Source organism: Streptomyces sp. H51 (assembly GCF_035656535.1).
In the GTDB taxonomy this organism is placed as follows: Bacteria; Actinomycetota; Actinomycetes; order Streptomycetales; family Streptomycetaceae; genus Streptomyces.
Window position 1 is genome coordinate 13308 of record NZ_JAYMHD010000024.1, and the last position, 26477, is coordinate 39784.

Genomic DNA, 26477 nt, shown 5'->3' on the forward strand with positions numbered 1-26477 from the left:
CCGCCCCGGGTGCGGGACGAGCCCCCACCGCGACCGTGATACTAATACCGGTATAAGTATTGGGTCGACGTGCTGTGGGAGTCACACACATGGTGGAGATCAAGACCGATGCCGCATTGGACGCGATGCGGGAAGCCGGGCGGGTGGTGGCCCATGCCCTGGCCGCGGCCCGGGAAGCGGCCGGTGTGGGGGTGTCCCTGCGGGAACTGGACGAGGCGGCCCGGTCGGTGCTGGACGAGGCCGGGGCCGGCTCCCCGTTCCTCGGCTACCGGCCGTCCTTCGCCCCGGTCCCCTTCCCGGCCGTGATCTGCACATCCGTCAACGACGCCGTGTCGCACGGCATCCCCACCGGCTACCGGCTGCGCGACGGCGACCTGGTGAGCATCGACTGCGGCGCCCAGCTCGACGGCTGGACCGGCGACGCGGCCATCACCTTCGCCGTCGGAACGCCGCGCCCCGACGACCTCGACCTGATCGACGCCACCCGGCAGGCGCTCGACGCCGGCATCGCCGCCGCCCGGGTGGGCGGTCGCATCGGCGACATCTCCCACGCCATCGACACCGTCGCCCGCAAGGCGGGCTGCGGCATGCCCGCCGACTTCGGCGGCCACGGCATCGGCCGCCGCATGCACGAAGACCCGCACGTCCCCAACCGCGGCCGGCCCGGACGCGGCTTCCCCCTCCGGCACGGCCTGGTCCTCGCCATCGAGCCCATGCTCATGGCCGGCGGGCGGAACACCTACCGCACCGACATCGACGGCTGGACGCTGCGCACCACCGACGGCAGCAGAGCCGCCCACTTCGAGCACACCGTCGCCATCACCGACGAGGGTCCCCGCGTCCTGACCCTGCCCTGACGTCTCCCGGAGGCCGCCGGATCCGGTACCGGCGGCCTCCGGCGAGCCGCGGCGAATTCATTCGTTCGACTACTGCACGAGCGACGCGATCTTCGCCCCGAAGATCCTCGGCGACATCGGGGTCACCACGGGGCTGATCGGCCTCACCAGCGGGACCATCGGACAGACCACCTCGACCACGAGCACCACCTCGACCACCAGCACCACCGCGACCACCGGCACCACGCGGCCACCGGCACCAACGCGACGACCAGCACCACCAGCACCACGTCGTCCCTCAACCAGTGGTGTTCCCCCGGCTACTGGTTCAACCAGGGGCTGGACAACTGGCCCGCGCCCTACGACCCGGCCACCTCCCACTGGAGCGACCTGCCCACGCCTCCGTACTCCGACACCCTCGCGCGGGCGGCCGCGGGCGTGGCGGCGGGAGCCCCCGCGGACCCGCTGCTGACGTACATCTGGGACCCGCAGAACGCGAACAACTTCGCGCAGTGGTACGTGCGGCCGAGGGGTGAGGTCCTCAACGACATCGCCGACGTGCTCAGTGCGGCCGCCGGCCTGTCGTGGACCGACAGGGCCACCGCCACCTGCCCGCTCAGCTGACATGAGAGAAACGGCCGTCGAGGCGACGGACAACCGCTTCTGAAGAATGCCCGGCTCTGCCTGGCGTCGTCCGCGTGTTGACGGAGGACCGCGTCAGGCGTGCGGCCCGTGTGGTGAGCACTCTCCTCACCACACGGGCCGCCGAGCAGAAGGAACGCAATGGAATCCCCCAGGAAATCCGCCGCCGTACATCCGGTGGGCGAGGCCGCGAGCGGCACGCACTGTCTGCCCCCTCCGCGACCGGGCACCGACGGGGCCGGTCCCGTCCCTCCCGGGTCCGTCACCGTTCGAGCGGGGGTCCGCGGCGGCGAACCGGCCCCAGGGGTGGTCGGCGCGCCGGACCGGCCGTGGTCGCGCCTGTCGGTCGTGTTGCTCACCGCGACCGCCACGGTGCTGGCAGCCGCCCTCCTGGTGCACCTGGCGATGATCTTCCTGACCTTGGCCCCCACCAACGTCCTCAAAGCACGTGACCAGGAAGTGATCAACTCGTACGTGCAGCCGGAGTTCGGGCAGGACTGGAAGCTGTTCGCGCCCAACCCCAAGCAACGCAACGACGCCATCGGCGTTCGCCTGCGGACCACGGGCGCCCGCGGTGCCCGTCATGTCTCCGGGTGGATCAACCTCACCGACCAGGACGTGGCCGCCATCAAGGGCGCCCTGGCCCCGAGCCACGTGAACCAGAACATGCTCCGCCTCGCCTGGGACAACTCCGAGGCCCTGCACGGGCCGGGCGACAGGCCCACCGGCATCCGGGGGGTGGTGGCCGGCGCGTACCTCAAGCGTGTCGTGCTCCAGCGGGTCGGGCACCGGTGGCGGGGTGAGCCGGTGACGGCCGTCCAGATCGCCGGCCGCTACACGATGGTTCCGCCGCCCTCATGGACCGGCGAGGAGACGCCCGACACCACCACCTACCGCGTACTGCCCTGGTGGCCGGTGACCGACCAGGACTACAAGGGGCTGTGAGTTGAGCACCGTGACATCCAGGGAGAACGCCCCCGAGGCGTCTGCCCGGCCGGGTGGGGACCGCGTCCGCACGGGAGCCGCCCGCCTCGGACACGTCTTCCGTACCACCCGCGCACCTCATCAGGCCGCAGCCTTCCGCATCGGGCTGTCCCTGGTGATCGTCGCCTTCCTGTGCCGGGAATGGCCCAACCGCCGCGTGCTGTACGGCGACCGCAGTCCCCTGTCGTACGACATGGCGCTCGAGCTGGGCCGCCTGGACGGCACCTTCAGCGTGCTGCAGTGGTCCGGCGGCCGGGTCTGGTTCGAGATCGTCTACTTCCTGACCATCGCCTCGGCCTTCGCGGTCCTGGTGGGCTGGCGCACCAGGACCATGTCCGTGATCCTCATGGTCGGGGTGCTCTCGCTGGAGAACCGCAACCCTCTGGTGGGCGACGGCGGCGACAACGTCCTGCGCATCATGGTGATCTACCTCGTCTTCACCCGCTGCGCCCAGGTCTGGTCGCTGGACGCGCGGCGCGCCCGCACCCCGCTGCGGGAGGGCTCGCCCCGCGCCGACCGGACGGGGGTCGCCCTGTGGACGGCGACCGGCCTGTTCCTGCTGGTGGCGTTCGGCTGGGACACGGGATGGCCCCTCGTCCTGTGGACCCTGTGGGCCGCGCAGGGACTGTGGTTCGCCGTCGGCCACCGGTTCCCCGGGAGCGAGGCGCGCGCACTGCTGGACGCGGGCGCGTCGATGCTCCACAACACCGCGATGCTGACGATCGCCGCGCAGGTCTGCCTGATCTACGCCACCTCCGGCTGGTACAAGGTGCAGGGCTCACGATGGGAGCAGGGCAGCGCCCTCCACTACGCGCTGAACCTCGAGTACTTCGCCCCCTGGCCCTGGCTCTCCGCGCTCCTCGCCGGCAACGCGGTACTGGTGCTGCTGCTGAGCTACGGCACCGTCATGCTTCAGGTGGCCTTCCCCTTCACCCTCGTCAACCGCAAGGTCAAGAGCGTACTGATCGCCGTCATGATGCTGGAGCACCTGGGGATCGCGGTGCTCCTCGGCATCCCGTTCTTCTCCCTGGCCATGGTCGCGTGTGACGCCGTCTTCCTGCCCACCGGCTTCCTGACGGCTGTCGGCGCCGGCTGGAAGAACCTCGCCGGCCTTGCGAGGCGCAGGTCGGGAAGCGCGGCCAGAAGCTGGGCGTGAGCCGGACGGGGCCGCCGGCGGCCGCGGAGACGTACGTCGGCGGTGCCGGAGGCGAGGCGGGTCCGGCGAGGTGCCGTGCGCCCGAGATCGCGGTGGGCGCCCGGCGCACGGGTACCCGCGGCGGCACGATCAGGCCGGCGGCGTCCGGAAGGCACGCCGGCGTGGGGCCGACGGTCCGCCAGGAAGCCCTGGGGCGGCAGCGGCCCGGCCCGCAGCTCCGCCACCTGTCGCAAATCAGGCATTTGGTCCTATGCTGTTACGCACCTCTGCCGGGCACGCGGCGCACCCGTGTGCCGTGACCACCGCTCGCACTGCCTGCTGTCAGGCCGATCAGAGGTGCACCATGACAGGCTCACTCCACGCGACCCGCGCACACACCGACTGGCGTGATCGTGCTGCCTGCGTCGGGGAGGACCCCGAACTCTTCTTCCCGCTCTCCGACTCCGCCGCCTTCGCGGGGGAGGAGTCCCCGGCCCGGGCGCTGTGCCGCCGGTGCCCCGTGGTCATCGCCTGCCGTGACTGGGCGATCGACCACGGTGAGGACCACGGCATCTGGGGTGCGACCACGGCCGCCCAGCGCCGCGCCATCCGCCGGGCGGTGCGGGAAACGTCGCCCCCGACCGCGTGAACCGCCTCCCCGGACCGAACGGGACACCCGCCCGGCCCCCGCTGCACGACGGCATCCGCGGATACCGTCGCCGGACCGGGGGCCGAAGAGCGGGCAACCGCCGGCCGGGTCAGCGCCGCCGGGACGGGCGGGCCCGGCCGGTGCGCCGGTGGATCTCCACGGCCACCGGGGCGGCGGTGAAGACGGAGGAGTACGTACCGACGGCCAGCCCGATGAGGAGCGCCAGGGCGAAATCGGTGAGCGAGGACCCGCCGAACACGGCCAGGGCGGTGAGGATGAAGGCGGCGCCCAGGCCGGTGTTCACGGTGCGGGGCAGGGTCTGCAGGATCGCCCGGTTCGCGAGGTCCGGCAGCGGCTCCTCGGGGGACCTGCGGGTCAGTTCCCTGACGCGGTCGAAGAGGACCACGGAGTCGTTGACCGAGTAGCCGATGACGGTGAGCAGGGCAGCCAGGAACACCCCGTCGACGGGCTTGCCGAGCCAGGCGAACACGCCGACGAGGATCACCACGTCGTGGGCCAGGGCGGCGACCGCGGCGGTGCCGAACAGCCAGCGGAAGCGCGCCGCGAGGTAGACGAGCTGCGCGCCGAGAGCCACGGCGAGTGCGATCAGGGCGCCCCGGCGCAGCTCCTGCCCGAGGCTGGGGCCGATCAGTTCGTCGCGGACCTTGTCCGCCCCTCCGGCGAGGTCGCGCACCGTGCCGGTCACCTCGGCCTCCTCGACGTCGGTCAGCGGATCGGTGCGCACGGTCAGGCCGGTGTCGCCGGAGGCGTGCACGACGGTCCGGGGAAAGCCGGCCCGCGCGAGCGCGGTGCGCGCCCGGTCGGCATCGACGGGGGCGTCGGTCGTGTACTCGATCAGGCGGCCACCGGTGAACTCCACGCCCAGGTCGACGCCGCGCACCGCGACGCCGGACGCGGCCAGGACGAGCACGGCGGCCGAGGCGGCCAGCCAGCGGCGGGGGCGGCGCATCAGGTGGGGGGCGCGGCGGCCGAGGCGGTCCCGGACGGCGCCGGTGGTCGCGATGCCGGTGAGGCGGGGACTGCGGCGCACCCGGGGGAGGCCGGCGGCGTACTCGGCGAGCACGCGTGTGATCACCAGGGCGCTGAACATGGAGGCGAGCACGCCGATGCCGAGGGTGACGCCGAAGCCCCGCACCGGCCCGGACGCGAGGAAGAACAGCAGAGCGGCCGCGATCAGCGTCGTGATGTTGGAGTCGGCGATCGCGCTGAGGGCGTTGCGGAACCCGGCCGCCAGCGCCGAGCGGGGGCTGGGACGACGGCGGGCCGCGTACTCCTCGCGGGACCGTTCGAAGACCAGCACGTTGGCGTCCACGGCCATGCCGATCGCCAGGACGAAACCGGCCAGGCCGGGCAGGGTCAGAGTGGCGCCGAGCGCGGCCAGGGCGGCGTACGAGACCAGGCCGTAGCAGGCCAGGGCGACGGCGGCCAGCACGCCCAGCAGCCGGTAGACCATGATGACGAACAGCGCGGTGAGCGCGGTGCCGACGGCCGCGGCCCAGGCGCTCGCGGTGATGGCCGCCGCGCCCAGGGTCGCGCCGACGGTGCGCTGTTCGACGGTCTCGACCGGCACGGGCAGGGCCCCGCCGTTGATGAGCAGCGACAGCTCGCGGGCCTCCTCCGGGCCGAAGGAGCCCGTGATCCGCGTGGCGCCGTCGCGGATACCGGCGCCGCAGGCGACCCCCGGGTCCACCTGCGGTGAGGAGATGACCTTGTCGTCGAGGACGATGGCCACCCGCCGTGCCGGATCGCCCGCCGGGTGGCAGGCGGCCTCACCGGTCAGCCGGGCCCAGCCCTCGCGGCCGGCGCCCTCGAAGTCGACGGTGACGTGCCATCCGGCGCCGCCCTGCTGGTCGAACCGGGCCGCGGCCTCCTGCACGTGCCCGCCGGTCAGGGCCGCGGCCCCGAGACGCAGCTGCCCGCCGGACTCGTCGGGCAGGACCCGCTCGCCGGCCCGCCCGGGCGCGGAGCGGGAGGCGGCGTCGGCGGTGCCGAGCACCGGATGGAAGGTGAGCTGCGCGGTACGGCCCAGGACGTCGGCGGCCTCCTTCGGGTCCTGCACGCCGGGCAGTTCGACGATGATCCGGTGGTCGCCGGAGCGGACGAGGGTGGGTTCGGAGACGCCGAGCGCGTCGATACGGCCGCGCAGCACCTCCAGGGTGCGGTCGGTGGCATCGCGGTCGGCTTCGGCGGTGGGGGAGGAGCGGGTCTCCAGCACGATCTGGGTTCCGCCGCGCAGGTCGAGTCCGAGGCGGACCGGCACGGTGACGGCGATGTACACGGACAGGGCGATCACGGCGAGGGCGAGCAGCGCCCTCACCCGCGCAGAACGGGTCGACGAACGGTTCAACGGGGCCTCCGGCAGGCGCACCGCAGCCAGGGCCGCGGCCAGGAGAAGGCAGCAGCCCGGTGAGGTGGGGTGTGAAGTGCGAAATGAAGGGGTGTCAGGTGCCGGAGTGCACGGGCGGTGCCCGCCCGCGGTCGTGGGGTGTGTGCGGTGCGGACGAAGGGGTGGGCCCGGTCGGCGCCGGGAGCGGCGCCGACCGGGGCGAGGCGATGTGCGTGCCCGGACCGCAGGTGGCGAGGTGGGCGCGCGGGGGAGGGTGCTCGCGGTGCGGCTCCTGGCGAGTCGCCGCCCGGACGCCGCAGACGGCGTCGCATCCGTCGCCGGCGTGCGGCACCGTGTCGCCCCGGTGGCCGGCCGTGGCACCCCCGACCGTCGTCCCGACCGTCGTCCCGACCGTCGTCCCGACCGTCGTCCCGCCCGCCGCCTCGACCGCCGCGGCGGGCGACGGCCCGACCCGCGTGCCGGCGGTCGGCCCATCCGTCGTACCGGTCGGCGGTCCGGCGGCGCCGAGCACGGCCAGCAGCGTCAGCACCACGGCCGCCAGCACCGCGACGGCCGGCGGCCGGGCGGCGCCGGTGGCCGGGACGGCGCGCGTGACGGGGTGCATGCACCGTCCCCCTCTCGTCACGGTGGTGGGTGCGGGCGGGAGGTCAGGGTTCGATCAGGCCGACGCGGATGGCGTAGCGGGTGAGTTCCAGCCGGTCGCGCAGGCCCAGCTTCTGCAGCAGGTTGGCGCGGTGCCGCTGGACCGTCTTGATGCTGATGAACAGCAGGTCGGCGATCTCCTTGGACGAGTGACCCTCGGCCACCAGCTTGAGGACCTCCTCCTCACGGGGGGTGAGGATCTGGTCGGGGGTCTCCTCGCCGTGGCGGGCCCGCTGGAGGTAGTTGCGGATCAGCGCGGTGACCGCGCCGGGGTACAGGAAGGGCTCGTCCCGCATCGCCGCCCGGCACGCGGCGACCAGATCCCGGTCGGCGACGGACTTCAGCACGTACCCGCTCGCACCGGCCTTCAGGGCCTGGAAGAAGTACTGCTCGTTGTCGTGCATCGTGAGCATCAGGATCCGCAGGCCCGGCTTGAGGACGGCCAGTTCGCGGGCGGCCTGCAGTCCGGTCAGGCGGGGCATGGCGATGTCGAGCACGGCCAGGTCGACGTCCCGGGTGCGGGCCAGCTCGATGGCCTCCGCGCCGTCACCGGCCTCGGCGACCACTTCGAGGTCCGGTTCCTGGTCGAGGATGAGCCGCACCCCGCGGCGTACCAGCGCGTGGTCGTCGGCGAGCAGGATGCGAATCGCGGTCGTTCCGGTCATGGGCTGGGCTGCTTCCTGGAGACGGGCGCGGCGAGCCGGACCCGGGTGCCGGAGCGGGGGGCCGGGCTCAACTCGAGGCTGCCCCCGACGAGCAGGGCCCGCTCACGCATGCCGCGGATGCCGGCGCCCTCCCGGGCGGCCTTGATGCCGGAGCCGTCGTCGGTGACCGTCAGCACCACGCCGTCGTCGGTGTGACGCAGGGCGACGGTGACCTGTTCGGCCTCCGCGTGCCGGGCGACGTTGGTCAGCGACTCCTGCGCCACCCGGTAGAGAACCAGTTCCGTCTCCGGGGCGAGGGCGGGCAGGTCGGCGTCGAAGCGGCGGGTGACCCGCAGCCCGGTGTGGGTGGCGAAGTCCTCGGTGAGCGAGGTCAGGGCACTGACCAGGCCCAGGTCGTCCAGCACGCCGGGCCGCAGCCGGCGCACCAGGCGGCGGACGTCGTCCAGGCTCTGCCGGGTGATCTCCTGCACCTCGGTCAGCTCCTTGCGCAGCGGCTCCGGCGCGTCGTCCGCGGCGCGCTTGAGGCCCAGCAGGATCGCCGTCATGGTCTGGCCGACCTCGTCGTGCAGCTCCTGGGCGATGCGGCGGCGTTCGGCCTCCTGCGCGAGCAGCGCCCGGGCACTGCTGGTGGCCCTTTCCTGCTCCAGCCGCTCCAGCATGGCGTTGAACGTGCGGATCACCTCGGCGACCTCGCCGCCGCCGGAAGCGGGCAGGCGCTGGCCGGGGCGCAGCAGGTCCACCGTCGTCATCAGCTTGGTGAGCCGGTCCAGCGGGGCCATGCCCAGCCGCAGGAGCACGGCGTTGGCGACCAGCATGACCGCCAGACCGGCGACCAGGATGATCGCCTCGGTGAGCAGAACGGGTACGGAGACGGTCACCGGCGACCACAGCAGCAGGGCCGTCGCGGTGCCCAGCACCACGGCGTTGAGGGCGAAGATCCGCCAGAACAAGGACACCCGCCCCATGCCTTCCCTTCTCACTTCACCTCCACTGTGGCCCGCCACGTTCACGGTGCCGGGTGCTCGAAGTGAGTCCACGGCCAGCCTGCCCCGTCCCGCGTGCCCCGTCGATGGGACCCGGACCCCATTTTCCGGTACGCGCGCCACCCACGCGTCACCGCATGGATCCCGTGGCCCGGCGTAAATGGGGCCCACGCCCGATAGGCGTCCGCCGCCGGCCCGGCCAGGGTGGAAGGCACCGGGCAGGCCGACGGCCGGCCCGGCGACCCCGCCGGGCGGTTCGCCGTCCGGCACCCGCCCGCACGATGCCGTGCGGGCGGCGAGTCCTCGAGAAAGGGATCGACCATGTCGCTCGACGTCACCCGGGCCGAACCCCACCTGCACGAGGCGCGACAGCGCCTGGAACACGCCCGCAGCTCCCGGCTGGCGCAGCTGCAGGCCATCGACGAGACCGGACAGACCCCGGACGACCACCTGCTGTCCGAGCAGCGGAGCGCGATGCAGCGAGCCCTGAAAGAGATCGAGGAAGCCTTCGCCCGCGTCGAGGACGGCACCTACGGAACCTGCCTGGGCTGCACCCAGCCGATCCCCGCGGAACGGCTGGAGATCCTCCCCTACACCCGCTTCTGCGTCGCCTGCCGACGCCGCACCACCTGACCACGCCCGCACCGACCCTCCGACGCCCTGCCCTCAAAGGGGTGAAGTGGTGAACCACCAGACCATCGGCCAGAGCACGGCACACCTGTCGGCCGAGGACCTTGCCGCCCTGCGCGAGACCCTGCACGAGCAGTTGCTGTTCCGCCGGGAGCAACTGCAGCAGCTCGCCGGAGAGGTCGCCTCCCGCACCGAGGTCCGGCTCGAGCAGCGGGACGCCGCGCAGATCGAGGTACACGTCAAGCTCGCCGCCTCTGCCCGCATGGTCCTCGCCGACGTCGAGGCCGCCCTCGCCCGCATGGACGAGGGCACGTACGGCGTCTGCCACCTGTGCCGCGGGCCCCTCGACCGGGAACGGCTGGTGATCGTGCCGCAGGCCCGCTACTGCGGACGCTGCCAGCAGGTCAGGAAGGCAGCCCGGTGACCGGCACGTCTCCGCACCCGGACGCCGCCGCGCACCGGCCCTGGCCGACGTGCCGGCGCTGCTGCGGCATCGCCCTGGACATGGGGAGCGACCGCACCCGCGTCTGGATCGCCGGCCGGGGTGTGGTCGTCGACGGCCCCACCGTCACCCTCCCCGGCGCCGACGCGGTGCACCCCATACAGCGCGGCACCATCGTCGACACGCCCGGGTGCGCCCGCATGCTGCAGCGCCTGCTCGCCGACCGCCTGCCCCGCCTCACCCGCCCCATGGTCATCGTCACCGCTCCGGTCCTGGACGGCGTCGCCTACCGCACCCAGGCCCGCGCCGCGATCGAGGTGCTGCGCCCGCGCACCGTGCTGACCGTGCCCAGCGCCCGGGCCGTCGCCGCGGCGGCCGGCGCGGACCTGTCCCGTCCGCTGCTGGTGGTGGACATCGGCGCCCACCTCACCGAAGCGGTACTGCTGGGCGACGGCGACATCACCGACGCGCGCCGCACCGCCCTGGGCACCAGCGACCTGAAGGGACCGGCCACAGCCGAGGAGATCGCCGAGGCGGTGGCGGCGATGCTGACCGCGATGCTCCGCCAGGACCGCACCTCGCTCACCGTCGACGCCCTGCACCGCGGCATCCTGCTGGCCGGTGGAGGCGCCCTGCGCCCCGAGATCACGTATCACCTCACCGGGCGGCTGCACGCTCCGCTGCGTGTGGTGCCGGCCCCGCACACCGCGGCCGTCCGCGGCGCCGCCAGGCTGCTGCAGGCCGCCCACACCCACCCCTCCGCCTCCGGCCCGCTGCCCCCGGCCGTCCGCTCCCGCTAGGCGTGCTGTCCCGTCGGCACTCCGCATCCGCCGCGTCAACCGCCGAAAGGAGGACACGTGCCCGGCCGCACACCCCCACCCCCGAAGGAACCGCCCCAGGTCACGCTCTGGCGGCTGCGGCGCAACCCGCTGCGCCGGCGCAGCGACCTGGTGCAGGCATGGGCCGGTCTCGGCCTGGTCCTGGCCGCCCTGGCAGCCACCCCCGCCGCCATGTTCCTGGCCGGCGACGCCTCCTACCACCACTACTCCCGCACCGCCCGGTACCAGGCAGCCACCCGCCACCACATCACCGCCACCCTCGTCGAGGACGCCCGGCGCCACCCCGAACCCGCCTCCGTCGAGGCCAGGAAGACCCGCTACCCGACCGAGGTCCGGTTCACCGGCCCCGACGGACGCACCCGCACCGCCACGACCGACGTCCGGCCCGCCCTGCCCCGGGGCAGCACCGTCCGGGTCTGGGTCGGCACCGACGGAAAACTCACCGACCCGCCCATGGGCCCCGGCCAGGTCCGCAGCCGCGCGATGGGCACGGCCATTCTCGCCGCCCTCGGCGTCCACGCCACCGCGGCCGCCGCCTACGGGGCCGTCGGCCGCGTCGTCCAGCGCCGCAATCTCGCCGCCTGGGACACCGCCTGGGCCGAGACGGCACCCCGCTGGACGACATCGCCGTAGGCCCTGGAGCCGGGCCGGACGGACGGTGCGCCCCCGTGCCGGTCGTGGCGTCGGCGTGCCGGTCGTGGTGGACGGTGCCGGCCGGCGTGCGGGGCCGGCCGGGGGCGCGGGGTGACGTGCGCGGCGGGCGGGGCGCGGGCGGTTCGAGCCCGTACCGGCCGGAGGCTGCCGGGGCCGGCCGGTACGGGGGACTGCCGCGCTCAGTGCAGCCGGATCAGCGCCGCCTGGAAGGCGGCGGAGTGCCGTGCCTCGTCCCGGGCGGTGTCGAGCCAGTAGCGGGCGGCAGCGGTGTCGCCGACGGCGGCGGCCCGCGCGGCGAAGAGCGGGTAGACGGTGGTCGCCTCCGAGCGCTCACCGGCGATGGCGCGCTTCAGGTTCTCCCGCGTGCCGCGCACCAGGCCGGCCAGGACGGCCTCGCCGGCGAAGTGCTCGCGCAGCTCGACCGCGGCCGTCCCTTCCCACAGGCGGGCCAGTGCCGGGTTTCCGGTCCGCTCCGCGTGTTCCGCGAACAGCATGTACTTGGCGTGGGCGAGGGCCTCGCCGTGCATCGCGGTGTCCAGGTTGGCCTTCGTCCGCGCGGCGTGCACCTGCGGCGGCCCGGCGGGCACCGAGACCGGGTCGACCGGGGGCGGCGCCGGGATGGTGCCCTGACCGGTCGTCAGGACGGCGAGCGCCGCACGGAACGCGTCGCGGTGATGGCCCTCGTCCGCGGCGATCTCCGTGAACAGTTCGGCGGCGTTCTCGTCCCCGTCCTCCCGGGCCTGCTCCGCGAACTCGCGGTACATGGTCTCGTGTTCGTACGTCTCACCGTTGATGGCCTGACGCAGGTTGGCCGCGTCGGAGCCGACCACGCCGGCCAGCGTGGCCGCCTCGCGCAGGTGCTCGTTCAGTTCGGTCCGTGCCGTGGTCCGGAAGAGCCGTCCGACGTCGGTGAAGCCTTCGCGGTCGGCTTGCGTACCGAAGAGGTCGTAGGAGGCGAAGGCGAACGCCTCGCCCTTCATGGTGGTGTCGAGGTCTTCGAGCGTCTGCGTGTGAAGAGCCCGGGCGGCATGGGCCCGCGGGTGCGTGTCGACCGGGCCGGCCAGGGCCAGGGCGGGCGCTGCCTGCGACGCCGCGGTCAGTGCGCACAGACCGACCAGCAGCGTACGGATAGAGCGGAACACGACTTCCTCCTTCGGGGGCTCTCGGATGACACGCCCCTTGCACATGTGAACCGCTGGAACGCGCCACCGCCCGGTCTGCTGAGCCTCCCGGGTGACGACGTGGGCGTGACGAGTGAACAGGGCGGGTCACCACGGCGGCGCCGGCCCGGCGGCGGACGGGGCGCGCCCCGGTCTTCGGCGAGTTCTCGCGCGACCGCCGCTCCGTCGGCGACGCCGGGGCATCCTGGGAATCCGGCAAGTGGGCGGAGGTGTCGCGATGCGATGGTGGGCCACGGGACGGGCGGTCGCCGGGGTGGTCGTCCTGGCCGCCTGCGGCGCGTCGCCCCCCGGTGGATCGGCCGCCGGTGGATCGGCCGGAGGGGCGTCGGAGAGCCGCTCGACGGTGCCGCCGGGCCGTGCGCCCACCAGCAGCGCGCCGCAGGGCGGTTCCGCTCCCGCGGCCTCGCAGCCGCCCACGGCCTCGGCCCCGCCCCCGACCGGGGCCGCGAGCCCGACGGCACCCGGCCGCTCCGCGCCCGCCACCTCGTCCTCGGCTCCGGCCACCGGCTGTGCCGCGGGACGGACGGAGATCACCGTGGCGTCGACCGGCCCGCTCCGACGGCGGGTGTGCGTGCGCCCGGGGACCGTGGTGTCACTGGTGCTCCGGCCCCGCACGGACGACAAGCGGTGGACGGCCGTGCGGAGTTCCGCGCCGGTCTTCGTCCTGGTGTCCGGATGGCGGGTGGATGCCGACGGCACCGCGCACGCCTCGCTCCGGTGCGCGGGCACCCGGGGCGGCGGCGCCGAGATCACCGCGCTGGCGAAGGCCCCGGACGTGGCGGGCGCGGCGCGCGGCGCCTTCGTCCTCGACCTGACGGTGACCCCGCACCCGCGGGAGGGGTGATCCCGGGAGCACCCGGGATCACCCCTCCCTCCGTCAGGAGACGGCGTCAGCCCAAGTCGCGCACCTTGATGCTGCGGATGCCGCGGCCGTGCGTGGCCGCGTACAGAGTGCTTCCGTCGGGGCTCGGCTTCAGCTGGAGCACGGCGACCGCGGGGAGGCTGCCGACGCGCTGCCACTCGGTGCGGCCCGGGGCACGGTAGACGACGCCCAGGTCGGTGCCGACGGCGAGGCCGCCGTTCGGCGTGACGAGCGCCGAGTCGGTCGGCACGTCGGGCAGGTTCGCCGAGATGTCCTTCCAGGTGGTGCCGCCGTCGGTGGACTCGAAGACGTGGCCGACGCCCGCGCCGGGGCCCTCGGTCCAGTGCCGGGAGAAGCCGTTGACGGCGAGGAAGACGTGGTCGGCGTTCTTCGGGTCGACGGCGAAGCCGCTGAGGTAGCGGTTGGGCACCGTCCCGTCCACGGGCAGGGCGATGTCGTGCCAGCCGGTGCCGTCCGCGTTGCCGACGGAGATGCCGCGGGCGAAGCCCTGGTTGTTGCAGGGGCCGCACCAGGCCGCGTAGACCTTGCCGCCCGAGGCCGCGACGGCGGTCGCGGTGCGGCCGGCGCCGAGGTCGTACACGCTCTTCCACTCGTCGCCGCTGCGGATGGCGTAGCCGTGGGTCTGCACCCACACGTGGCGGCCGCCGGCGATCCACGTCGAACTGCTCTTCAGGTCGGCCGCGAGCGGGGCGATGAAGCGGGCTTCGCCGGTGGCGTTGTCGGCCGGAGCGACGCCGTACGAGGTGGCCTTGGCCGGGTCGGTGATCCAACCGCCGTCGTTCACAGCGCAGTTCTGGGTCACCTGGACGGAGAGGTAGACGTACTCCTCGGCGATGTTGCAGCCGTTGGCCGGGTCGGTGAGGGTGTCGCCGCCGTCGCCGCCGAAGTCGGAGCCCATGACCTTGTCGTTGCTGCGCAGGACGGACTGGCCGTTGTCCTGGAGCCCGCCGGTGACGGAGACGCCGCCGTGGTCGAGGTCCTTGCCGACGCCGACCGAGTAGTACTGGAGGGTGTCGACGGTGCCGTCGTTGAGGGAGGTCCAGTCGGTGGCGTGGCCGGAGGCGTCCTGGGAGCCGTGGACCGGGCGCTTGTAGACGCCGCCGTCGTTGCCGACGTACACGAAGCTCTTGCCGTGGTAGCGGCCGATCGCCACGCCGTGCTGGTCGGAGTGGGTGGTCTGGTTGCAGTCGCCGCTCTGCTTCGCCGGGTCGATGGACCAGCAGGAGAAGGTGAAGTTCCAGTACGGGCCCACGGTCGACCAGTTGCCGCCGCCGTCCTTGGTCTCGTAGACCTCCTCGAGCCCGGCGTACACGTGCTGCGGGTCGCTCGGGTCGACGGTGAGGAACTGGTTGTACCAGGCCTGTACGCCCGGCATGTAACCGGCGCTGGTCAGCGCGGAGCCGGAGGCGGCCAGCCCCTGGTAGTCGGCGATCTTCGTCCAGGGCCCGGTGGGAGAGCCGGACCTGGAGACGAAGATGCCCTCGAGGCCGCTGTCGGGGTTGGTGTTCAGCTGCTCCGGCGACTGGTCGATGGCGTAGTAGCGCGAGCCGTCGGCGGACCGGGCGAAGGTGACGTTGCCCACCTGGTCCGGGTCGGCCGGCAGGTCGCCCAGGCCGCCGGTGATCCGCGTCCAGGCGCCGCCGGCGTCCTTGGTGTAGAAGCCGTTGTAGTCGTCACCGCTGCGCCAGCCGACCGCCAGGACCACCTTGGACGGGTCCTTCGGGTCGATCGCGATGTCGTTCGTGATGTTCTTGTACGGGGCTTCCGGGGCGTCGCCCTTCGAACCGCCCGGCAGATAGTCGGGGTTGGGCGCGTACTCCAGCTTCCAGGCGCCCTTCAGCGTATTCGTGGAGTGGCTCCACACGCCCTCGCTGGTCGCCGCCCACACCTTGCCGCCGCCGAAGCGCAACTGGTGGACAGTGGTGGACTCCAGCTCGTCGCCGCCGACCCGGCCGCGGGAGGAGAAGGTGCCGTGATGCGGGTGGGACAGGACGTAGACGCCGCTGCCGAGGTAGGCGTCGGCGTTGGTGGTCGCCTCGCCGGTGCCCAGCCACAGCCGCCCGGCGCCGTCCAGCGCGAGCGCGCCCGTGGACTGCGAAGGCAGCCTGTCGCTGATGGGTTTCCAGTGCCCGCCGCCCCGCTTGGACCGCCATACGCCGCCGCCCGCGCTGCCCGCGTAGACGTAACCGTGGTCGTCGGCGGCCATGGCGGCCATGCGGCCGGTGACGTTGCCCGAACCGCCGCTGGAGTTGGAGTCGATGTCCCGGTAGCGGGGATCGTCGGAGTCGTACGGCAGGTCGGTGACACCGTGCCAGCTGCCGCCCGTGCGCGGCAGCTTCATGAGGCCGGCCCAGGCCGCGCCGTACGCGCCGGGGGAGACGACGCCGGGCGAGGTGCGGGCCTCGGCGTACTGCTGCGCCCCCTCGGCTATCTCGTCCGCCTCATTGCCGTCGTCCTCGGCCTTCACGGAGGGGCTCGTGGCGCCCACGGACTGCTCGCGCTCGGCGGCCAGTTGCGCGAGGGTGCGCGCTCCGAAGGGCTTGTGGCCCTTCCCGGAGGCCGCGCCCGCGGGCGACGCGACGAGTGCGGCGGATGCGGTGATGGCGCAGATCGTGAACCATCGTCTCTTGCGGGTCGGTGCTGGCACCAGATCCTCCCAGAACGGGTGGTCGTACAGCTGTTGCAGAGAACCCGACCACCGACGACCGGAACCGTCCGGCACTTGGACAAGTCTTTGAGCAGAACCTGTCACCGACACCCGCACATCGAGCCGTCCGACATCGGCCCGGAGACGTGAACACCCCGCCCGGCACCGACGTATACGACGAGGTGACCGCGATGACCGCCGTGGTCGTCAGTTGCGACGCGGGGTTATGGACGGCGGCCGGACAGGGGATGATGGGCGACCGTGCCGGGTGATCACAGGGCAGGGGGCGACGGCCGGGACGCGGGCGCGCGTCCGGGCTGGGGCGTGGCCTGCGCCCGGGCCGGGCTGTTCGCCCTCGTCGGCAGCGTGCTGGCCGCGCTCGGCCATCACACGGTCGCCGAGGAAGCCGTTCCCTGGCGGCTGGTCGTTCCCTGGCGCCTGGTGGCCACGTCCGCGCTCGTCCAGTTCCTCCTCCTGTGGCCGTTCGCCCGCCGTCGGCCGTCCCTGCCCGCCGTGATCGCGTGCACGCTCGCCGCCCAGGGCGTACTGCACCGGGCGTTGACCCAGGTCGACGGCACGCACCACCGGCGCGCCGCGAACCCCATGGACGGCCATGCCGCGATGGTCCACGGGGACGGATCCCTCACGACGGTCCACGGGGACGGTCACGCCTGGCACCACGCGTCGGCCGTCATGACGACCGCCCACGTGGCCGCCGCGCTGGTGGTCGCCGTGCTGTTGCAGCGCGCGGACGCGGCCGTCGCGGCCGGACTGGCCACGGCCCGCGCGGTGCGCCGTGTCGCTGCCGCCGTCGTCGCCCGGATGGTGCCGGCCCCGCACCCCGCCACCGTCCCGGCCCCGCTCGCCTTGCGGCCGGCCGGCCGCTTCGCGCCCCCGAGGGCGCCGGGGACACGAACCCTGGAACACGCGCTGGTGCGCAGGGGACCACCGGGGCGCGACCGCGTCCCGAACCGTCCCTTCACCCGGGCCAGGGCTTCGGCCCGCCCGGCTCCATCAGCGAGGAATCCCCATGCCCATGCCCACGCACCGCCCTGCCCGTACGTCCCGCCGTCTCGCGCTCGTCGGCGCCGCCGCCCTCACGGCGACCCTCTCCCTGGCCGGGCCGGCCTTCGCCCACACGGAGGTCGAGGCCGACAAGGCGCAGGCCCTGGCCGAGAACGTCACCCTCACCTTCGTCTCCGAGGCCGAGTCCGACGACGCGGGCTTCCGCGAGGTGCGCGTCGTCCTGCCCGAGGGCATCGCTCCCGCCGACGTCACGCTCGACGAGGCGCCGAAGGGCTGGAAGTTCACGGTGACCGACGACGGCTACAGCGTCGGCGGGACCGCCCTGAAGCCGGGCGTCGACGCCGAGTACAAGATCAAGGTGCGGCAGCTGCCGGACGCCGAGCAGCTGGTGTTCAAGACCATCGACACCTACAGCGACGGTGAGATCTCCCGCTGGATCGAGCTGCCCGGCGGCGGAGCGGAGCCCGAACAGCCCGCGCCGGTGCTGAAGTTGAAGGCCGCCGCCGCGGGAGCCACACCCATCGGCCAGAGCCCCACCGCAACCACCGGCCCGACCGCGTCGGCCACCGAAACGCCCGCGGCCGTGACGCCTGCGACCGCCTCCGCCACGACCGCGGCCGCGTCCGACGGGGACGAAGGCGGTTCGACAGGGCTGATCGCCGGCGGAACGGTCGCGGCCGTCGTCGTCCTCGGCGGCGGCGCGTGGTGGCTGGCCAGGCGCCGCCGTGCCTCGGCCGGGGACTGACGGACGGTGCGGGAGTCCACGGGGCGCGCGAGTGCCGCCCCGTGGCCTGCCGGAACGGTGAACGGCTGAGCACGAACCGGAGGCGGCGACGGCCGGGCCGCTACGACGCGCTCGGCACGGGCCCGATGCCGCGCAGTTGCTGCACGGTTCCGCCGAGCCCGGTCCGGAACTCCTCCAGCGTCTCCGGCTCCTTCGCGCTGACGATCCGGCGCGAGCCGACGAGGTACTTGCCCCCGTAGCCGGCGGCGGAGTCCGGCCAGGTCTGCTTGTACCTCTCCTCCGGGAAGGTGGTGACCAGGTAGTCGACCTCCGGCGTGTGGCACAGGCCCTGGCGCGGTTCGTCCGCCTCGATGCGGATCCCGGGCTCGCATCCGGTCAGCTCGGCGATCACCTCGACTCCGGCCGGCGGGACCACTCCGGCCGCCGGGGCGGCGGAGATCCTCGACGGACCGGCCTGCCCGGCCGCCCGGTCCTCGTCGCCGCCGCGGGCCGTGGCCACGGGAAGGAGAGCCAGGCCTGCGACGACGGCCGCGCGCCTCATGGACGCCGAGGACACGCTCAGGCCGACGGGACCTCGCGGTTGCCGCCGCGCCACGTCGCCTCCCCCTCTCCGGTGCTGTGCGAACTGCCCTGGGGTACGGACGAACCCCGGACGCCGTTCACCGCGTGCGACGGCCGGTCCGACGCCGGAATCACCCGGCATCGTCCGCGCTTCACGGGAACTTTATGTGCCTGATTGGCTACTGTCTGCGTTCATGACGGCTGGTTCGGCGCCCCGAAGCGGCCGCTCCGTGGCGCGGACCGGAGCGGCGCTGCTGGTGCTGCTGGCCGCGCTGGTACACCTGCTGGCCTGCGCACACGGCCCCACGTCGGAGGCCACCGGACAGGCGGACGCCCTTCCGGCGGTCTCCGTCGGCTGTGCTCAGCACCTCGAACCGCCGTCGGACACGGCGGGCCGGCAGCCGGCCCCGGGGGGCGGCACCTCACCTCACTGCGCGGGACTGGACGAGCCGCCGGTGCAGGCGCCACGTGATGCCGCCCTGGCCCTGGAAGTGATCCAGTGCGCCCTGCCGCTCGATGACTTCGGCGCCCGGCTCGCGCCGGCACGGCCGGCCGCGCGGCCCTCCTTCGTGGAACACGGCCCGGCTTCCACCGGCCGGTCACGGTCCTCGCTCGGCGTGTGGCGGACCTGACCGCTCGGTGAGCCCGCGCCGCGGCGCGCGCGACGCACCCGTGCGCCCCGGCGCGGCGACAGCGCCCCCGCCACCTCATCCCCCCGTACGGCCGGCCGCCGCAGCGTGCCGCCGGCCGCAGGAGAGACACGCCATGAACGACCTCACCCGCACACCCGACCCCGCCGCGTCCCCGGCCGGCCTCACATACCCGGCCCAACTGCCTCCGGCCGACCCCGCCCGCCCGGCCCGCACCCCCGCCGGACTGGTCGGCGGCACCCCCGTGCTGTGGATCGGCGAGCCCTTCACCGCCCCCGGCCGCGGCTTCTGGGCCAAGCTCGAAGGCCACAACCCCGGCGGCATCAAGGACCGGAGCGCCCTGTACATGGTGCGTGCCGCCCGCGAGCGCGGCCGGCTGCTGCCCGGCGCCCGGATCGTCGAGTCCACCTCCGGCACCCTCGGGCTCGGCCTGGCCCTCGCCGGCGCCACCTACGGCCACCCGGTCACCGTCGTCACCGACCCCGGCATGGAACCGCTCCTGAGCGGCCTGCTCACCGCATACGGCGCCGACATCGACCTGGTCGCCGCCCCGCATCCGGAGGGGGGCTGGCAGCGGTCCCGCCGCGACCGCGTCGAGGAACTCCTCGCGGTCCGTCCGGCCGCCTGGTGTCCCGACCAGTACGACAACCCCGACAACGTGGCCGCCTACGCGCCGCTCGCCCACGAACTCGTCGCCCAGCTGGACCGGATCGACACCCTCGTGGTCTCCGTCGGCACCGGCGGCCACTCCGCCGGCATCGCCTCCGTACTGCGCGGCCGTTTTCCCCGGCTCCAGGTCGTCGGCGTCGACACCACCGGCTCCACGATCTTCGGCCAGCCCGCCGCACCCCGCCTGATGCGGGGGCTGGGCAGCAGCATCCACCCGCGCAACGTCGCCTACGACCTCTTCGACGAGGTCCACTGGGTCGCCGCACCCGAAGCCGTCTGGGCCGCCCGCACCCTGGCCCGGCACCACTACGCCACCGGCGGCTGGAGCGTCGGCGCCGTCGCCCTGGTCGCCCGCTGGCTGGCCCGCACCCTGCCCGCCGAGAGCCGGATCGTCGCCGTCTTCCCCGACGGCCCGCAACGCTACGTCGGCACCGTCTTCGACGACACCTACGGCAGGGAACACGGCCTCCTGGGCCACCTGCCCGCCGACGACCCCGACGAGATCGGCCATCCCGGCGAACGCGTCGTCACCCGCTGGACCCGGTGCACCCGCGTCACCGACCCCCTCGCCGACGGCGGCCGGCACTCACTCGACGGAGCGGCCCGATGACGTCCCTGCGCGGCAGGACCCGCGACTTCCCGCCCGCCGTACGGCTTCTGATGGCCAATCAGTTCGCCATCAACCTCGCCTTCTACATGCTCATGCCCTACCTGGCCGCCCACCTCTCCGGGAGCCTCGGCCTCGCCGCCTGGGCGGTCGGATTCGTCCTCGGCGTGCGCAACTTCTCCCAGCAGGGCATGTTCCTCATCGGCGGCACCATCGCCGACCGCCTGGGCTACAAGGTCCCGATCATGGTGGGCTGCCTGCTGCGCACGGTGGGCTTCGGCCTGCTCGGCTGGGCCGACAGCCTGCCCGCGCTGATCGCCGCGTCCGCCGCCACCGGCTTCGCCGGCGCCCTGTTCAATCCGGCGGTACGGGCCTACCTCGCCGCCGAGGCGGGTGAGCGGCGCGTGGACGCGTTCGCCGCCTTCAACGTCCACTACCAGGCCGGCATGCTGCTCGGCCCGCTCGTGGGACTCGCCCTCCTGGCCGCGGACTTCCGCCTCGTGAGCACGGTCGCCGCCGCCGTCTTCGCCGCCCTGACCCTGCTGCAGTGGCGGGCCCTGCCGGCCCGCCGCGGCACCGCCTCCGGGGCGGCCCCGGCGTCGGAGGGCGTACTGGCGCAGTGGCGCACGGTCGTCTCCAACCGGCCGTTCCTGCTGTTCGCCACCGCCATGATCGGCTCGTACGTCCTGAGTTTCCAGGTCTATCTGGCCCTGCCGCTGGCCGCGGCCGACGCCCTGGGCACGAGCGGTACGGCGGTCACCGGCGGCCTGTTCGTCGTCTCGGCCGCCGTAGCCGTCCTCGGACAACTGCGGCTCACGGGCTGGGCGAAACTGCGCTGGACGCCGGCGCGGGCGCTGGTTCGCGGCCTGGCCGCGATGGGGACGGCCTTCCTGCCTCTCACGCTGACCCCGCCCGGCGCCCGTACGGCCGTCCTCGCCTCCCTCGTCGCGGCGGTCGTGCTGCTCGCGGCGGGCAGCGCGGTGGTCTACCCGTTCGAGATGGACATCGTGGTCACGCTCTCCGGCGAGCGCCTGGTCGCCACCCACTACGGCCTGTACAACACCGTCTCCGGCCTGGGCATCACCCTCGGCAACCTCGTCACCGGAGCCCTCTGGGACTTCGCCGAGAGACACGACGCCCGCTGGCTGACCTGGTCGGTGCTGTCCTGCACCGGGATCGCCTGCGCGGCCTCGGTGGCCGCACTGTCCCGCACCGGACGCCTCACCCCCCGGCAGCCTGAGCCCGTGCCCGCCTGAGCCGGCCGGGGGAGCGCGTCCCTGCCCCGGTGGCCTACCCCGATCGGCCCAACGAGCGGTCGGCGGGCGGGCGGGCCGCCGGTGCGTGGAACATCCTGGCCCGAGGGGGCTGACGTGAGGAGTCCGGCCCATGCAGTCCGCGTCTCGCATACCAGGCCGTCGTCGCGGTGCCCTGCTGGGCCCGCTGGTCCTGCTGCTGACGGTGGCCGTTCCGGCGGCGCCCGCCCGGGCGGGCGGATACGCGCCCGACCCGGTCGTCGCCGAACTGACCCGGGCGGCGTCCGCGCTGTCGCCCGGGCAGCCGATGGACGACCTGGGGGATCTGCGGCCGCTGGGCCGGGCCGTGGACGGTGCGGTGATCGTGGGGGTGGGAGAGGCCACGCACGGCTCGCACCAGTTCTTCACCCTCCAGCAGCGGGTCTTTCGGTACCTGGCGGCGGCGAAGGGGTTCACCTCCCTCGCCAGGGAGGCGGGTTGGGACGCCGGCCTGCGCATCGACGACTGGGTGCTGACCGGCAGGGGCGACATCCGGCGGATCATGCGTGAGGCCTTCCAGAGCGAGGACCGGCTGTGGAACAACCAGGAGTACCTGGACCTCTTCCGGTGGATGCGCGCCCACAACGCGCACAGCAGCCGCAAGCTCCGGTTCGTGGGCGACGACATCGCTCCCGTCGAACCCGCACTGTACGACAGGGTGCTGCGGTACGTCGGTCGTCGGTTCCCGGCCCTGCGCGCTCGCTTCACCGGCCTCTACCGGGACCACCCCACGGGCGGCGTGCTCGCCGCCACCCGCGAGTTCCGGAACCGGCCGCAGGACCAGCGCCTGGATCTGGCCCGGCGTACCCGGCAGGCGTACGAACTGCTCCGCGCGCAGCCGCCGGGCAAGGACCGCGGGGAATTCGACTGCACCGTCCAGCACGCCCGGGTCATCGCGCAGAGCACCCGCTTCTACGCCTTCGACAACAAGACCGAGGGTGCCCGGCAGGATCTGTACCGCGACGAGCAGATGGCCGCCAACCTCACCTGGTGGTACGAGCACACCGGCAGCAGAACCGTGCTCGCCGCGCACGACGGCCACGTGGCGCTGGTCAGCAACAGCCCCGCCTATCCCCGGCCGCAGGGCGCCTTCCTGCGCGACCGGTTCGGCGCCGGGTACCTCAGCGTCCGCACCAGCTTCGGCGAGGGATCCTTCGTCGCGTACGACGACCTCGGTCGCCGTCTGCCCCGGCCCCTGCGCACGTTCACCGTCGGGCCGCCGGCCCGGGGCACCAACGAGTACACCCTGGACCTCGTGCCCCACCCGGACTACCTGCTGGACCTGCGCACCGTCCGGCGACCCGCCCGGCAGTGGCTGGCCGAGGCACGCCCGACCAGGGAGATCGGCACCGTGTGGCCCGCCTCCCCGGCCGTCACGTCGCTGCTCAGGAGCTCGGACCTGCTGATCCACTTCCACCACGTCGACGCCGCGCGGCTCCTGCCCGAGTAGGGCGCGCGTGCTGATTCCCGCCCGATCCCCGCCCGCGGTGCGGACTGGGGAAGACGCGGATTCATCACCTCGGTCCGGTGGTACCAGCGGCGTCACGGTCGTCCCGGGTGCCGGCTTCCGGGACGGCCGGCGTCGTCAGCGCGTCGAGGCGGCGGCGGACATGGTGGGCCGCGGTGTCGCGCTGCTGCGCGTCGTAGAGGCCGAGAGCCTGCTGCCAGGCCTCGCGGGCGAGCGCGGGCCGGCTCATGGCCTGGTGGGTCTCGGCCATGTTGGCGAGGGTGTCGGCCTCGCTGGCGAAGTCCGACAGCTCACGGAAGAGGGTCAGGGCCTGCTGGTAGTAGTCCAGGGCCTGCGTGTGCCGGCCGGTGTGGTGAGCGATGTAGCCCAGGCTGTCGAGGGTCGAAGCCGCGTCTGCGGGGCGCCCGTGCCTGCGGTACAGGTCCAGCGCCTGCTCGCAGAAGGTGCGCGCCTGCGGATAGCGGCCGAGCTTCGCCTGCATCCAGCCGACCGCGTTGAGCTGGTTGGCCTGCCAGATGAGGTTGTCCAACCGCTGGTACAGGGACAGGGCGCGCAGGGCGTGTTCGAGGGCGCGCTCGTCGTCGCCGTACTGCTCCCAGACCCGGCCGAGGGTGCGACAGATGTGTGCCTGGCCGGCGGTGTCCTCCGCGCGCTCGGCGAGCGTGAGGGCGAGACCGAGATGTTCCAGGGCCTCGCGGTGCTCGCCGGCGAGGGCGCGGGCATGGCCGAACCGCCAGTGCGCCAGCGCCCTGGGAACAGGGGCGTCGCCGTGCTGTTCTGCCGCCGTGAGGGCGGAGCGCCAGACGGTGCGGTACTCCGGCAGGTGGTAGCCGCCCAGGTGGTAGGAGATCAGCGTCCAGGCCAGCTGCCAGACCTGGGGGTGACGGCCGGTGGCCAGGGCGAGGGACTGGACGGCGAGCAGGCATTCGTGTTCGGCGTCGAACCACCGGAGCGCGTCCGCCGCGTCCGCCGGACGCACCGGAGCGCACCCGGGCGTCGGCGGTTCCAACTGGGGCTCGAAGGGTGTGTGGGGGCCGTCCAGGAGCCGGTTGGCAGCGAACGCGGTGTGCAGATGGAAGTCGACGAGCCGGGACAGGGCCGTCCGGACGTCCTGGTCGGGCCGGCCGCGGGCGAGTTCGGCGGCGTAGAGGCGGACCAGGTCGTGCATTCGGTAGCGGCCCGGGGTGTCCTGCCGTACCAGGTGGGCGGCCACCAGCTCGGACAGGAGTGCCCGGGCGCGGGCCGGTGCGAGGGCTGCGAGGCTTGCCACCGCCGGCAGGCTGATGTCCGGGCCGGGGGCCAGGCCCAGGAGAACGAACAGCTTCCCGGCCGGCGGGCTGAGTGCACGGTGCGAGGCGGCGAAGACCGCGCGGAGGTTCGCGGAGAGGTCGCCGATGTCCAGCGCGTCGAGGCGCTCCGCGGCCCGGCTCAGTTCCTCGGCCAGCACGGCGAGTGGCGACTCGGGGTGGGCCGCGGCGCGGGCAGCCACGATCCCCAGGGCCAGCGGCAGCCCCGCGCAGTGCTCCACCAGCGCGGCCACGGCCTCCGGTTCGGCGGCGACCCGGGGCGCGCCGAGCTGACCGGCCAGCAGTTGCCGCGCGTCGTCCGGTCCGAAGACGTCGAGTGACAGCGGTCGGGCGCCGTGCGTGGCCACCAGCGCGGTCAGACGGCTGCGACTGGTGACCAGCACGGTGCACGAGGGGCTGCCCGGGAGCAGCGGGCGGACCTGGTCGGCGTCGCGGGCGTTGTCCAGCACGATCAGCATGCGCCGGCCGGCGACCAGGCTTCGGTAGAGCGCGGTCTGCGCGTCCAGATCTTCCGGGATGCGCTCCGGGGCGGCGCCCAGCGCGTCGAGGAACCCCCGCACGACGGTGGGCAGGGGCGTCGGCTGCTCGGCCGCGTCGAAGCCGCGCAAGTTGGTGTAGAGCTGCCCGTCGGGGAAGCGCTTCTGGTGTCGGTGGGCCCAGCGCAGGGCCAGCCAGGTCTTGCCGACACCGCCCGCGCCGCCGATCGCGGAGATCACCACGGTGCCGCCCTGGTCCGTGCTCGCGTCCAACGCCGAGTCCAGGTGGTCGAGTTCGCGGATGCGACCGATGAACGTCGGCGGAGGTGCGGGAAGTTGCCGCGGTCCCGTGGCGGGTGCGGGCGCGGACACGGCGGCGGTGCGGGAAGCGGGGGCGGGTGCCAGTGCCGGGTCGGCGGTGAGGATCTGCTGGTGGAGGTGTTGCAGGGCAGGGGCGGGGTCGGTGCCCAGTCCCTCCGCCAGGCGGCGCCGGGTGTCCTGGTAGCGGGCCAGGGCGTCGGCGGTGCGCCCGCAGCGGTAGAGGGCGAGCATGAGCTGGCCCGCCAGCCGTTCGTCCAGGGGGTGCTCATCGGCGAGCACCGTGAGCTCGGGCAGCAGTTCACCGTGCCGGCCGGTGCGTAACCGGAGGTCGGCGTAGTCCACTTCGGCCGCGAGCCGCTCCCGTTCGAGGGTCTGGCGCACCTCATGGAACCACGGGACGTCCACGGCGGCGAACGGCTCACCCCGCCACAGTCCCAGCGCCTGTCGCATCAGCGGTGCCGCCTGCGTGTCGTCGGCAGCCCGGGCACGAGCGACCAGGTCCCGGAACAGGTGGAGATCCACCGACAGCGGCTTCGTCTCCAGCACATAGCCGCCGGGCCGCCGCGAGATGGCCACCTCCGGGGCCGCCGCCAGCGCCTGGCGCAGCCGGGACAGATATCCGTACAGCGTTCCCCTGACCCGCTGCGGGGGCCGGTCACCCCACACCCGGTCGACCAGCGCGTCCACCGCGACCTCCCGGTTGACGTCGAGGAGCAGCACCGCCAGCACACACCGCTGCCGCAGGTGCCCCATGTCCACCGCATGGCCCTCCCGGCGTGCCTCGATCGTTCCGAGCAGACCGAACTCCAGCGCCATCCACGCCTCCCCTCACCGGTTCACGTTAGTCACCCGGCCACCGCTCTCACCAGGCGATTCAAGGTCAGTCCAAGGTTCGTCCCCAGCCAGACGGGCAAGGTGGGATCCACGGCAGGGCAGCAGGTCCGCTGTCCGGTTCGGCCTCGCCGGCGCACCGGCCACCGCGGGGGACGGGGGAGCGTGACGCGGGCCGGCCCGGCGGTGGGAGCCGCCGTGGTCCTCGTGTGCCGGGTCGAGGGATGCGGCACACACTCGGGGGAGGGGAGCGCGGAGCCGGGGACGAGGCTCCACTCGATCATCGTCGAGAGGTCGGAGAGACGACGTACGAAGCGATCGAGCTTCCAGAACAGAAGCTCGTC

Annotated in this window: 24 protein-coding genes; 15 read left to right on the plus strand and 9 right to left on the minus strand. The window is 73.7% G+C overall.

The window, feature by feature from the left end:
• Window positions 1-89 precede the first annotated feature (89 nt).
• A complete protein-coding gene (gene map, locus VKA29_RS07810) occupies window positions 90-857 on the plus strand; it encodes a type I methionyl aminopeptidase (protein ID WP_324784483.1) in 768 nt (255 codons plus the stop codon).
• 69 nt (window positions 858-926) lie between these two features.
• Here the strand turns inward: map and VKA29_RS07815 are convergent, their stop codons facing one another.
• Entirely contained in the window at window positions 927-1082 is a 156-nt protein-coding gene (locus VKA29_RS07815; protein ID WP_324784484.1) for a hypothetical protein, read from the minus strand.
• Window positions 1083-1274: 192 nt separating this feature from the next.
• Between VKA29_RS07815 and VKA29_RS07820 the strand changes: the two genes are divergently transcribed.
• The 4 genes from VKA29_RS07820 (at window position 1275) to VKA29_RS07835 (ending at window position 4246) form a co-directional block, all read left to right on the plus strand.
• Window positions 1275-1460 (plus strand): hypothetical protein, encoded by a 186-nt coding sequence (locus VKA29_RS07820; RefSeq protein ID WP_324784485.1) that lies wholly within the window; start codon window positions 1275-1277, stop codon window positions 1458-1460.
• Between the two features lie 366 nt (window positions 1461-1826).
• Window positions 1827-2423, plus strand: coding sequence for a DUF5819 family protein (locus VKA29_RS07825; protein WP_324784486.1), 597 nt, complete (start codon window positions 1827-1829; stop codon window positions 2421-2423).
• Window positions 2424-2433: 10 nt separating this feature from the next.
• Complete coding sequence (locus VKA29_RS07830; protein WP_324784505.1) at window positions 2434-3618, plus strand: HTTM domain-containing protein; 1185 nt, start codon at window positions 2434-2436, stop codon at window positions 3616-3618.
• Between the two features lie 343 nt (window positions 3619-3961).
• A complete protein-coding gene (locus VKA29_RS07835) occupies window positions 3962-4246 on the plus strand; it encodes a WhiB family transcriptional regulator (protein WP_324784487.1) in 285 nt (94 codons plus the stop codon).
• 109 nt (window positions 4247-4355) lie between these two features.
• On the opposite strand, the gene secD is transcribed toward VKA29_RS07835, so the two are convergent.
• From secD to VKA29_RS07855, 4 genes are all read right to left on the minus strand, one after another.
• On the minus strand, window positions 4356-6614 hold the full coding sequence (gene secD / locus VKA29_RS07840) for a protein translocase subunit SecD (protein WP_324784488.1): 2259 nt from the start codon (window positions 6612-6614) through the stop codon (window positions 4356-4358).
• Window positions 6615-6708: 94 nt separating this feature from the next.
• Entirely contained in the window at window positions 6709-7218 is a 510-nt protein-coding gene (locus VKA29_RS07845) for a hypothetical protein (protein WP_324784489.1), read from the minus strand.
• Between the two features lie 43 nt (window positions 7219-7261).
• Window positions 7262-7921 (minus strand): response regulator transcription factor, encoded by a 660-nt coding sequence (locus VKA29_RS07850; RefSeq protein ID WP_324784490.1) that lies wholly within the window; start codon window positions 7919-7921, stop codon window positions 7262-7264.
• Window positions 7918-8877, minus strand: a complete 960-nt coding sequence (locus VKA29_RS07855) for a sensor histidine kinase (protein ID WP_324784506.1) — start codon at window positions 8875-8877, stop codon at window positions 7918-7920. The genes VKA29_RS07850 and VKA29_RS07855 overlap by 4 nt, the downstream gene beginning before the upstream one ends.
• Window positions 8878-9225: 348 nt before the next feature.
• Here VKA29_RS07855 and VKA29_RS07860 point away from each other — a divergent pair, with 348 nt between their 5' ends.
• The 4 genes from VKA29_RS07860 (at window position 9226) to VKA29_RS07875 (ending at window position 11448) form a co-directional block, all read left to right on the plus strand.
• Window positions 9226-9537 carry a TraR/DksA family transcriptional regulator gene (locus VKA29_RS07860; RefSeq protein ID WP_324784491.1) on the plus strand — a complete coding sequence of 104 codons (312 nt, stop codon included), beginning with the start codon at window positions 9226-9228 and terminating at the stop codon, window positions 9535-9537.
• A 46-nt stretch (window positions 9538-9583) separates the two neighbouring features.
• On the plus strand, window positions 9584-9958 hold the full coding sequence (locus VKA29_RS07865; RefSeq protein WP_324784492.1) for a TraR/DksA family transcriptional regulator: 375 nt from the start codon (window positions 9584-9586) through the stop codon (window positions 9956-9958).
• Between the two features lie 80 nt (window positions 9959-10038).
• Window positions 10039-10776, plus strand: a complete 738-nt coding sequence (locus tag VKA29_RS07870; protein WP_324784507.1) for a rod shape-determining protein — start codon at window positions 10039-10041, stop codon at window positions 10774-10776.
• Between the two features lie 57 nt (window positions 10777-10833).
• Window positions 10834-11448 (plus strand): hypothetical protein, encoded by a 615-nt coding sequence (locus VKA29_RS07875; RefSeq protein ID WP_324784493.1) that lies wholly within the window; start codon window positions 10834-10836, stop codon window positions 11446-11448.
• Window positions 11449-11648: 200 nt separating this feature from the next.
• On the opposite strand, the gene VKA29_RS07880 is transcribed toward VKA29_RS07875, so the two are convergent.
• On the minus strand, window positions 11649-12611 hold the full coding sequence (locus VKA29_RS07880; RefSeq protein WP_324784494.1) for a ferritin family protein: 963 nt from the start codon (window positions 12609-12611) through the stop codon (window positions 11649-11651).
• Between the two features lie 574 nt (window positions 12612-13185).
• On the opposite strand from VKA29_RS07880, the gene VKA29_RS07885 reads away from it, so the two are divergent.
• Complete coding sequence (locus tag VKA29_RS07885) at window positions 13186-13494, plus strand: acetyl-CoA synthetase (protein WP_324784495.1); 309 nt, start codon at window positions 13186-13188, stop codon at window positions 13492-13494.
• A 46-nt stretch (window positions 13495-13540) separates the two neighbouring features.
• Here the strand turns inward: VKA29_RS07885 and VKA29_RS07890 are convergent, their stop codons facing one another.
• Complete coding sequence (locus VKA29_RS07890) at window positions 13541-16180, minus strand: glycosyl hydrolase (RefSeq protein WP_324784496.1); 2640 nt, start codon at window positions 16178-16180, stop codon at window positions 13541-13543.
• A gap of 1036 nt (window positions 16181-17216) precedes the next feature.
• On the opposite strand from VKA29_RS07890, the gene VKA29_RS07895 reads away from it, so the two are divergent.
• Window positions 17217-17951, plus strand: a complete 735-nt coding sequence (locus VKA29_RS07895; protein ID WP_324784508.1) for a DUF1775 domain-containing protein — start codon at window positions 17217-17219, stop codon at window positions 17949-17951.
• Between the two features lie 100 nt (window positions 17952-18051).
• Here the strand turns inward: VKA29_RS07895 and VKA29_RS07900 are convergent, their stop codons facing one another.
• Entirely contained in the window at window positions 18052-18492 is a 441-nt protein-coding gene (locus VKA29_RS07900) for a hypothetical protein (RefSeq protein WP_324784497.1), read from the minus strand.
• A gap of 214 nt (window positions 18493-18706) precedes the next feature.
• Here VKA29_RS07900 and VKA29_RS07905 point away from each other — a divergent pair, with 214 nt between their 5' ends.
• From VKA29_RS07905 to VKA29_RS07920, 4 genes are all read left to right on the plus strand, one after another.
• Window positions 18707-19144, plus strand: a complete 438-nt coding sequence (locus VKA29_RS07905) for a hypothetical protein (protein WP_324784498.1) — start codon at window positions 18707-18709, stop codon at window positions 19142-19144.
• A 133-nt stretch (window positions 19145-19277) separates the two neighbouring features.
• Window positions 19278-20441, plus strand: a complete 1164-nt coding sequence (locus VKA29_RS07910; protein ID WP_324784499.1) for a PLP-dependent cysteine synthase family protein — start codon at window positions 19278-19280, stop codon at window positions 20439-20441.
• Entirely contained in the window at window positions 20438-21694 is a 1257-nt protein-coding gene (locus VKA29_RS07915) for an MFS transporter (protein WP_324784500.1), read from the plus strand. The genes VKA29_RS07910 and VKA29_RS07915 overlap by 4 nt, the downstream gene beginning before the upstream one ends.
• Window positions 21695-21824: 130 nt before the next feature.
• Window positions 21825-23180 (plus strand): erythromycin esterase family protein, encoded by a 1356-nt coding sequence (locus VKA29_RS07920; RefSeq protein ID WP_324784501.1) that lies wholly within the window; start codon window positions 21825-21827, stop codon window positions 23178-23180.
• Window positions 23181-23244: 64 nt separating this feature from the next.
• Here the strand turns inward: VKA29_RS07920 and VKA29_RS07925 are convergent, their stop codons facing one another.
• Window positions 23245-26118 (minus strand): AfsR/SARP family transcriptional regulator, encoded by a 2874-nt coding sequence (locus VKA29_RS07925; RefSeq protein WP_324784502.1) that lies wholly within the window; start codon window positions 26116-26118, stop codon window positions 23245-23247.
• Window positions 26119-26477 lie beyond the last annotated feature (359 nt).

Bases quoted from the DNA above. Each gene is read 5' to 3' on its own strand.
- VKA29_RS07925 (WP_324784502.1), bottom strand. From the start codon at position 26,118: ATGGCGCTGGAGTTCGGTCTGCTCGGAACGATCGAGGCACGCCGGGAG.
- VKA29_RS07895 (WP_324784508.1), top strand. From the start codon at position 17,217: ATGCCCACGCACCGCCCTGCCCGTACGTCCCGCCGTCTCGCGCTCGTC.
- VKA29_RS07910 (WP_324784499.1), top strand. From the start codon at position 19,278: ATGAACGACCTCACCCGCACACCCGACCCCGCCGCGTCCCCGGCCGGC.
- map (WP_324784483.1), top strand. From the start codon at position 90: ATGGTGGAGATCAAGACCGATGCCGCATTGGACGCGATGCGGGAAGCC.
- VKA29_RS07905 (WP_324784498.1), top strand. From the start codon at position 18,707: ATGACGGCTGGTTCGGCGCCCCGAAGCGGCCGCTCCGTGGCGCGGACC.
- VKA29_RS07900 (WP_324784497.1), bottom strand. From the start codon at position 18,492: ATGAGGCGCGCGGCCGTCGTCGCAGGCCTGGCTCTCCTTCCCGTGGCC.
- VKA29_RS07845 (WP_324784489.1), bottom strand. From the start codon at position 7,218: ATGCACCCCGTCACGCGCGCCGTCCCGGCCACCGGCGCCGCCCGGCCG.
- VKA29_RS07835 (WP_324784487.1), top strand. From the start codon at position 3,962: ATGACAGGCTCACTCCACGCGACCCGCGCACACACCGACTGGCGTGAT.
- VKA29_RS07915 (WP_324784500.1), top strand. From the start codon at position 20,438: ATGACGTCCCTGCGCGGCAGGACCCGCGACTTCCCGCCCGCCGTACGG.
- VKA29_RS07850 (WP_324784490.1), bottom strand. From the start codon at position 7,921: ATGACCGGAACGACCGCGATTCGCATCCTGCTCGCCGACGACCACGCG.
- VKA29_RS07860 (WP_324784491.1), top strand. From the start codon at position 9,226: ATGTCGCTCGACGTCACCCGGGCCGAACCCCACCTGCACGAGGCGCGA.
- VKA29_RS07920 (WP_324784501.1), top strand. From the start codon at position 21,825: ATGCAGTCCGCGTCTCGCATACCAGGCCGTCGTCGCGGTGCCCTGCTG.
- VKA29_RS07870 (WP_324784507.1), top strand. From the start codon at position 10,039: ATGGGGAGCGACCGCACCCGCGTCTGGATCGCCGGCCGGGGTGTGGTC.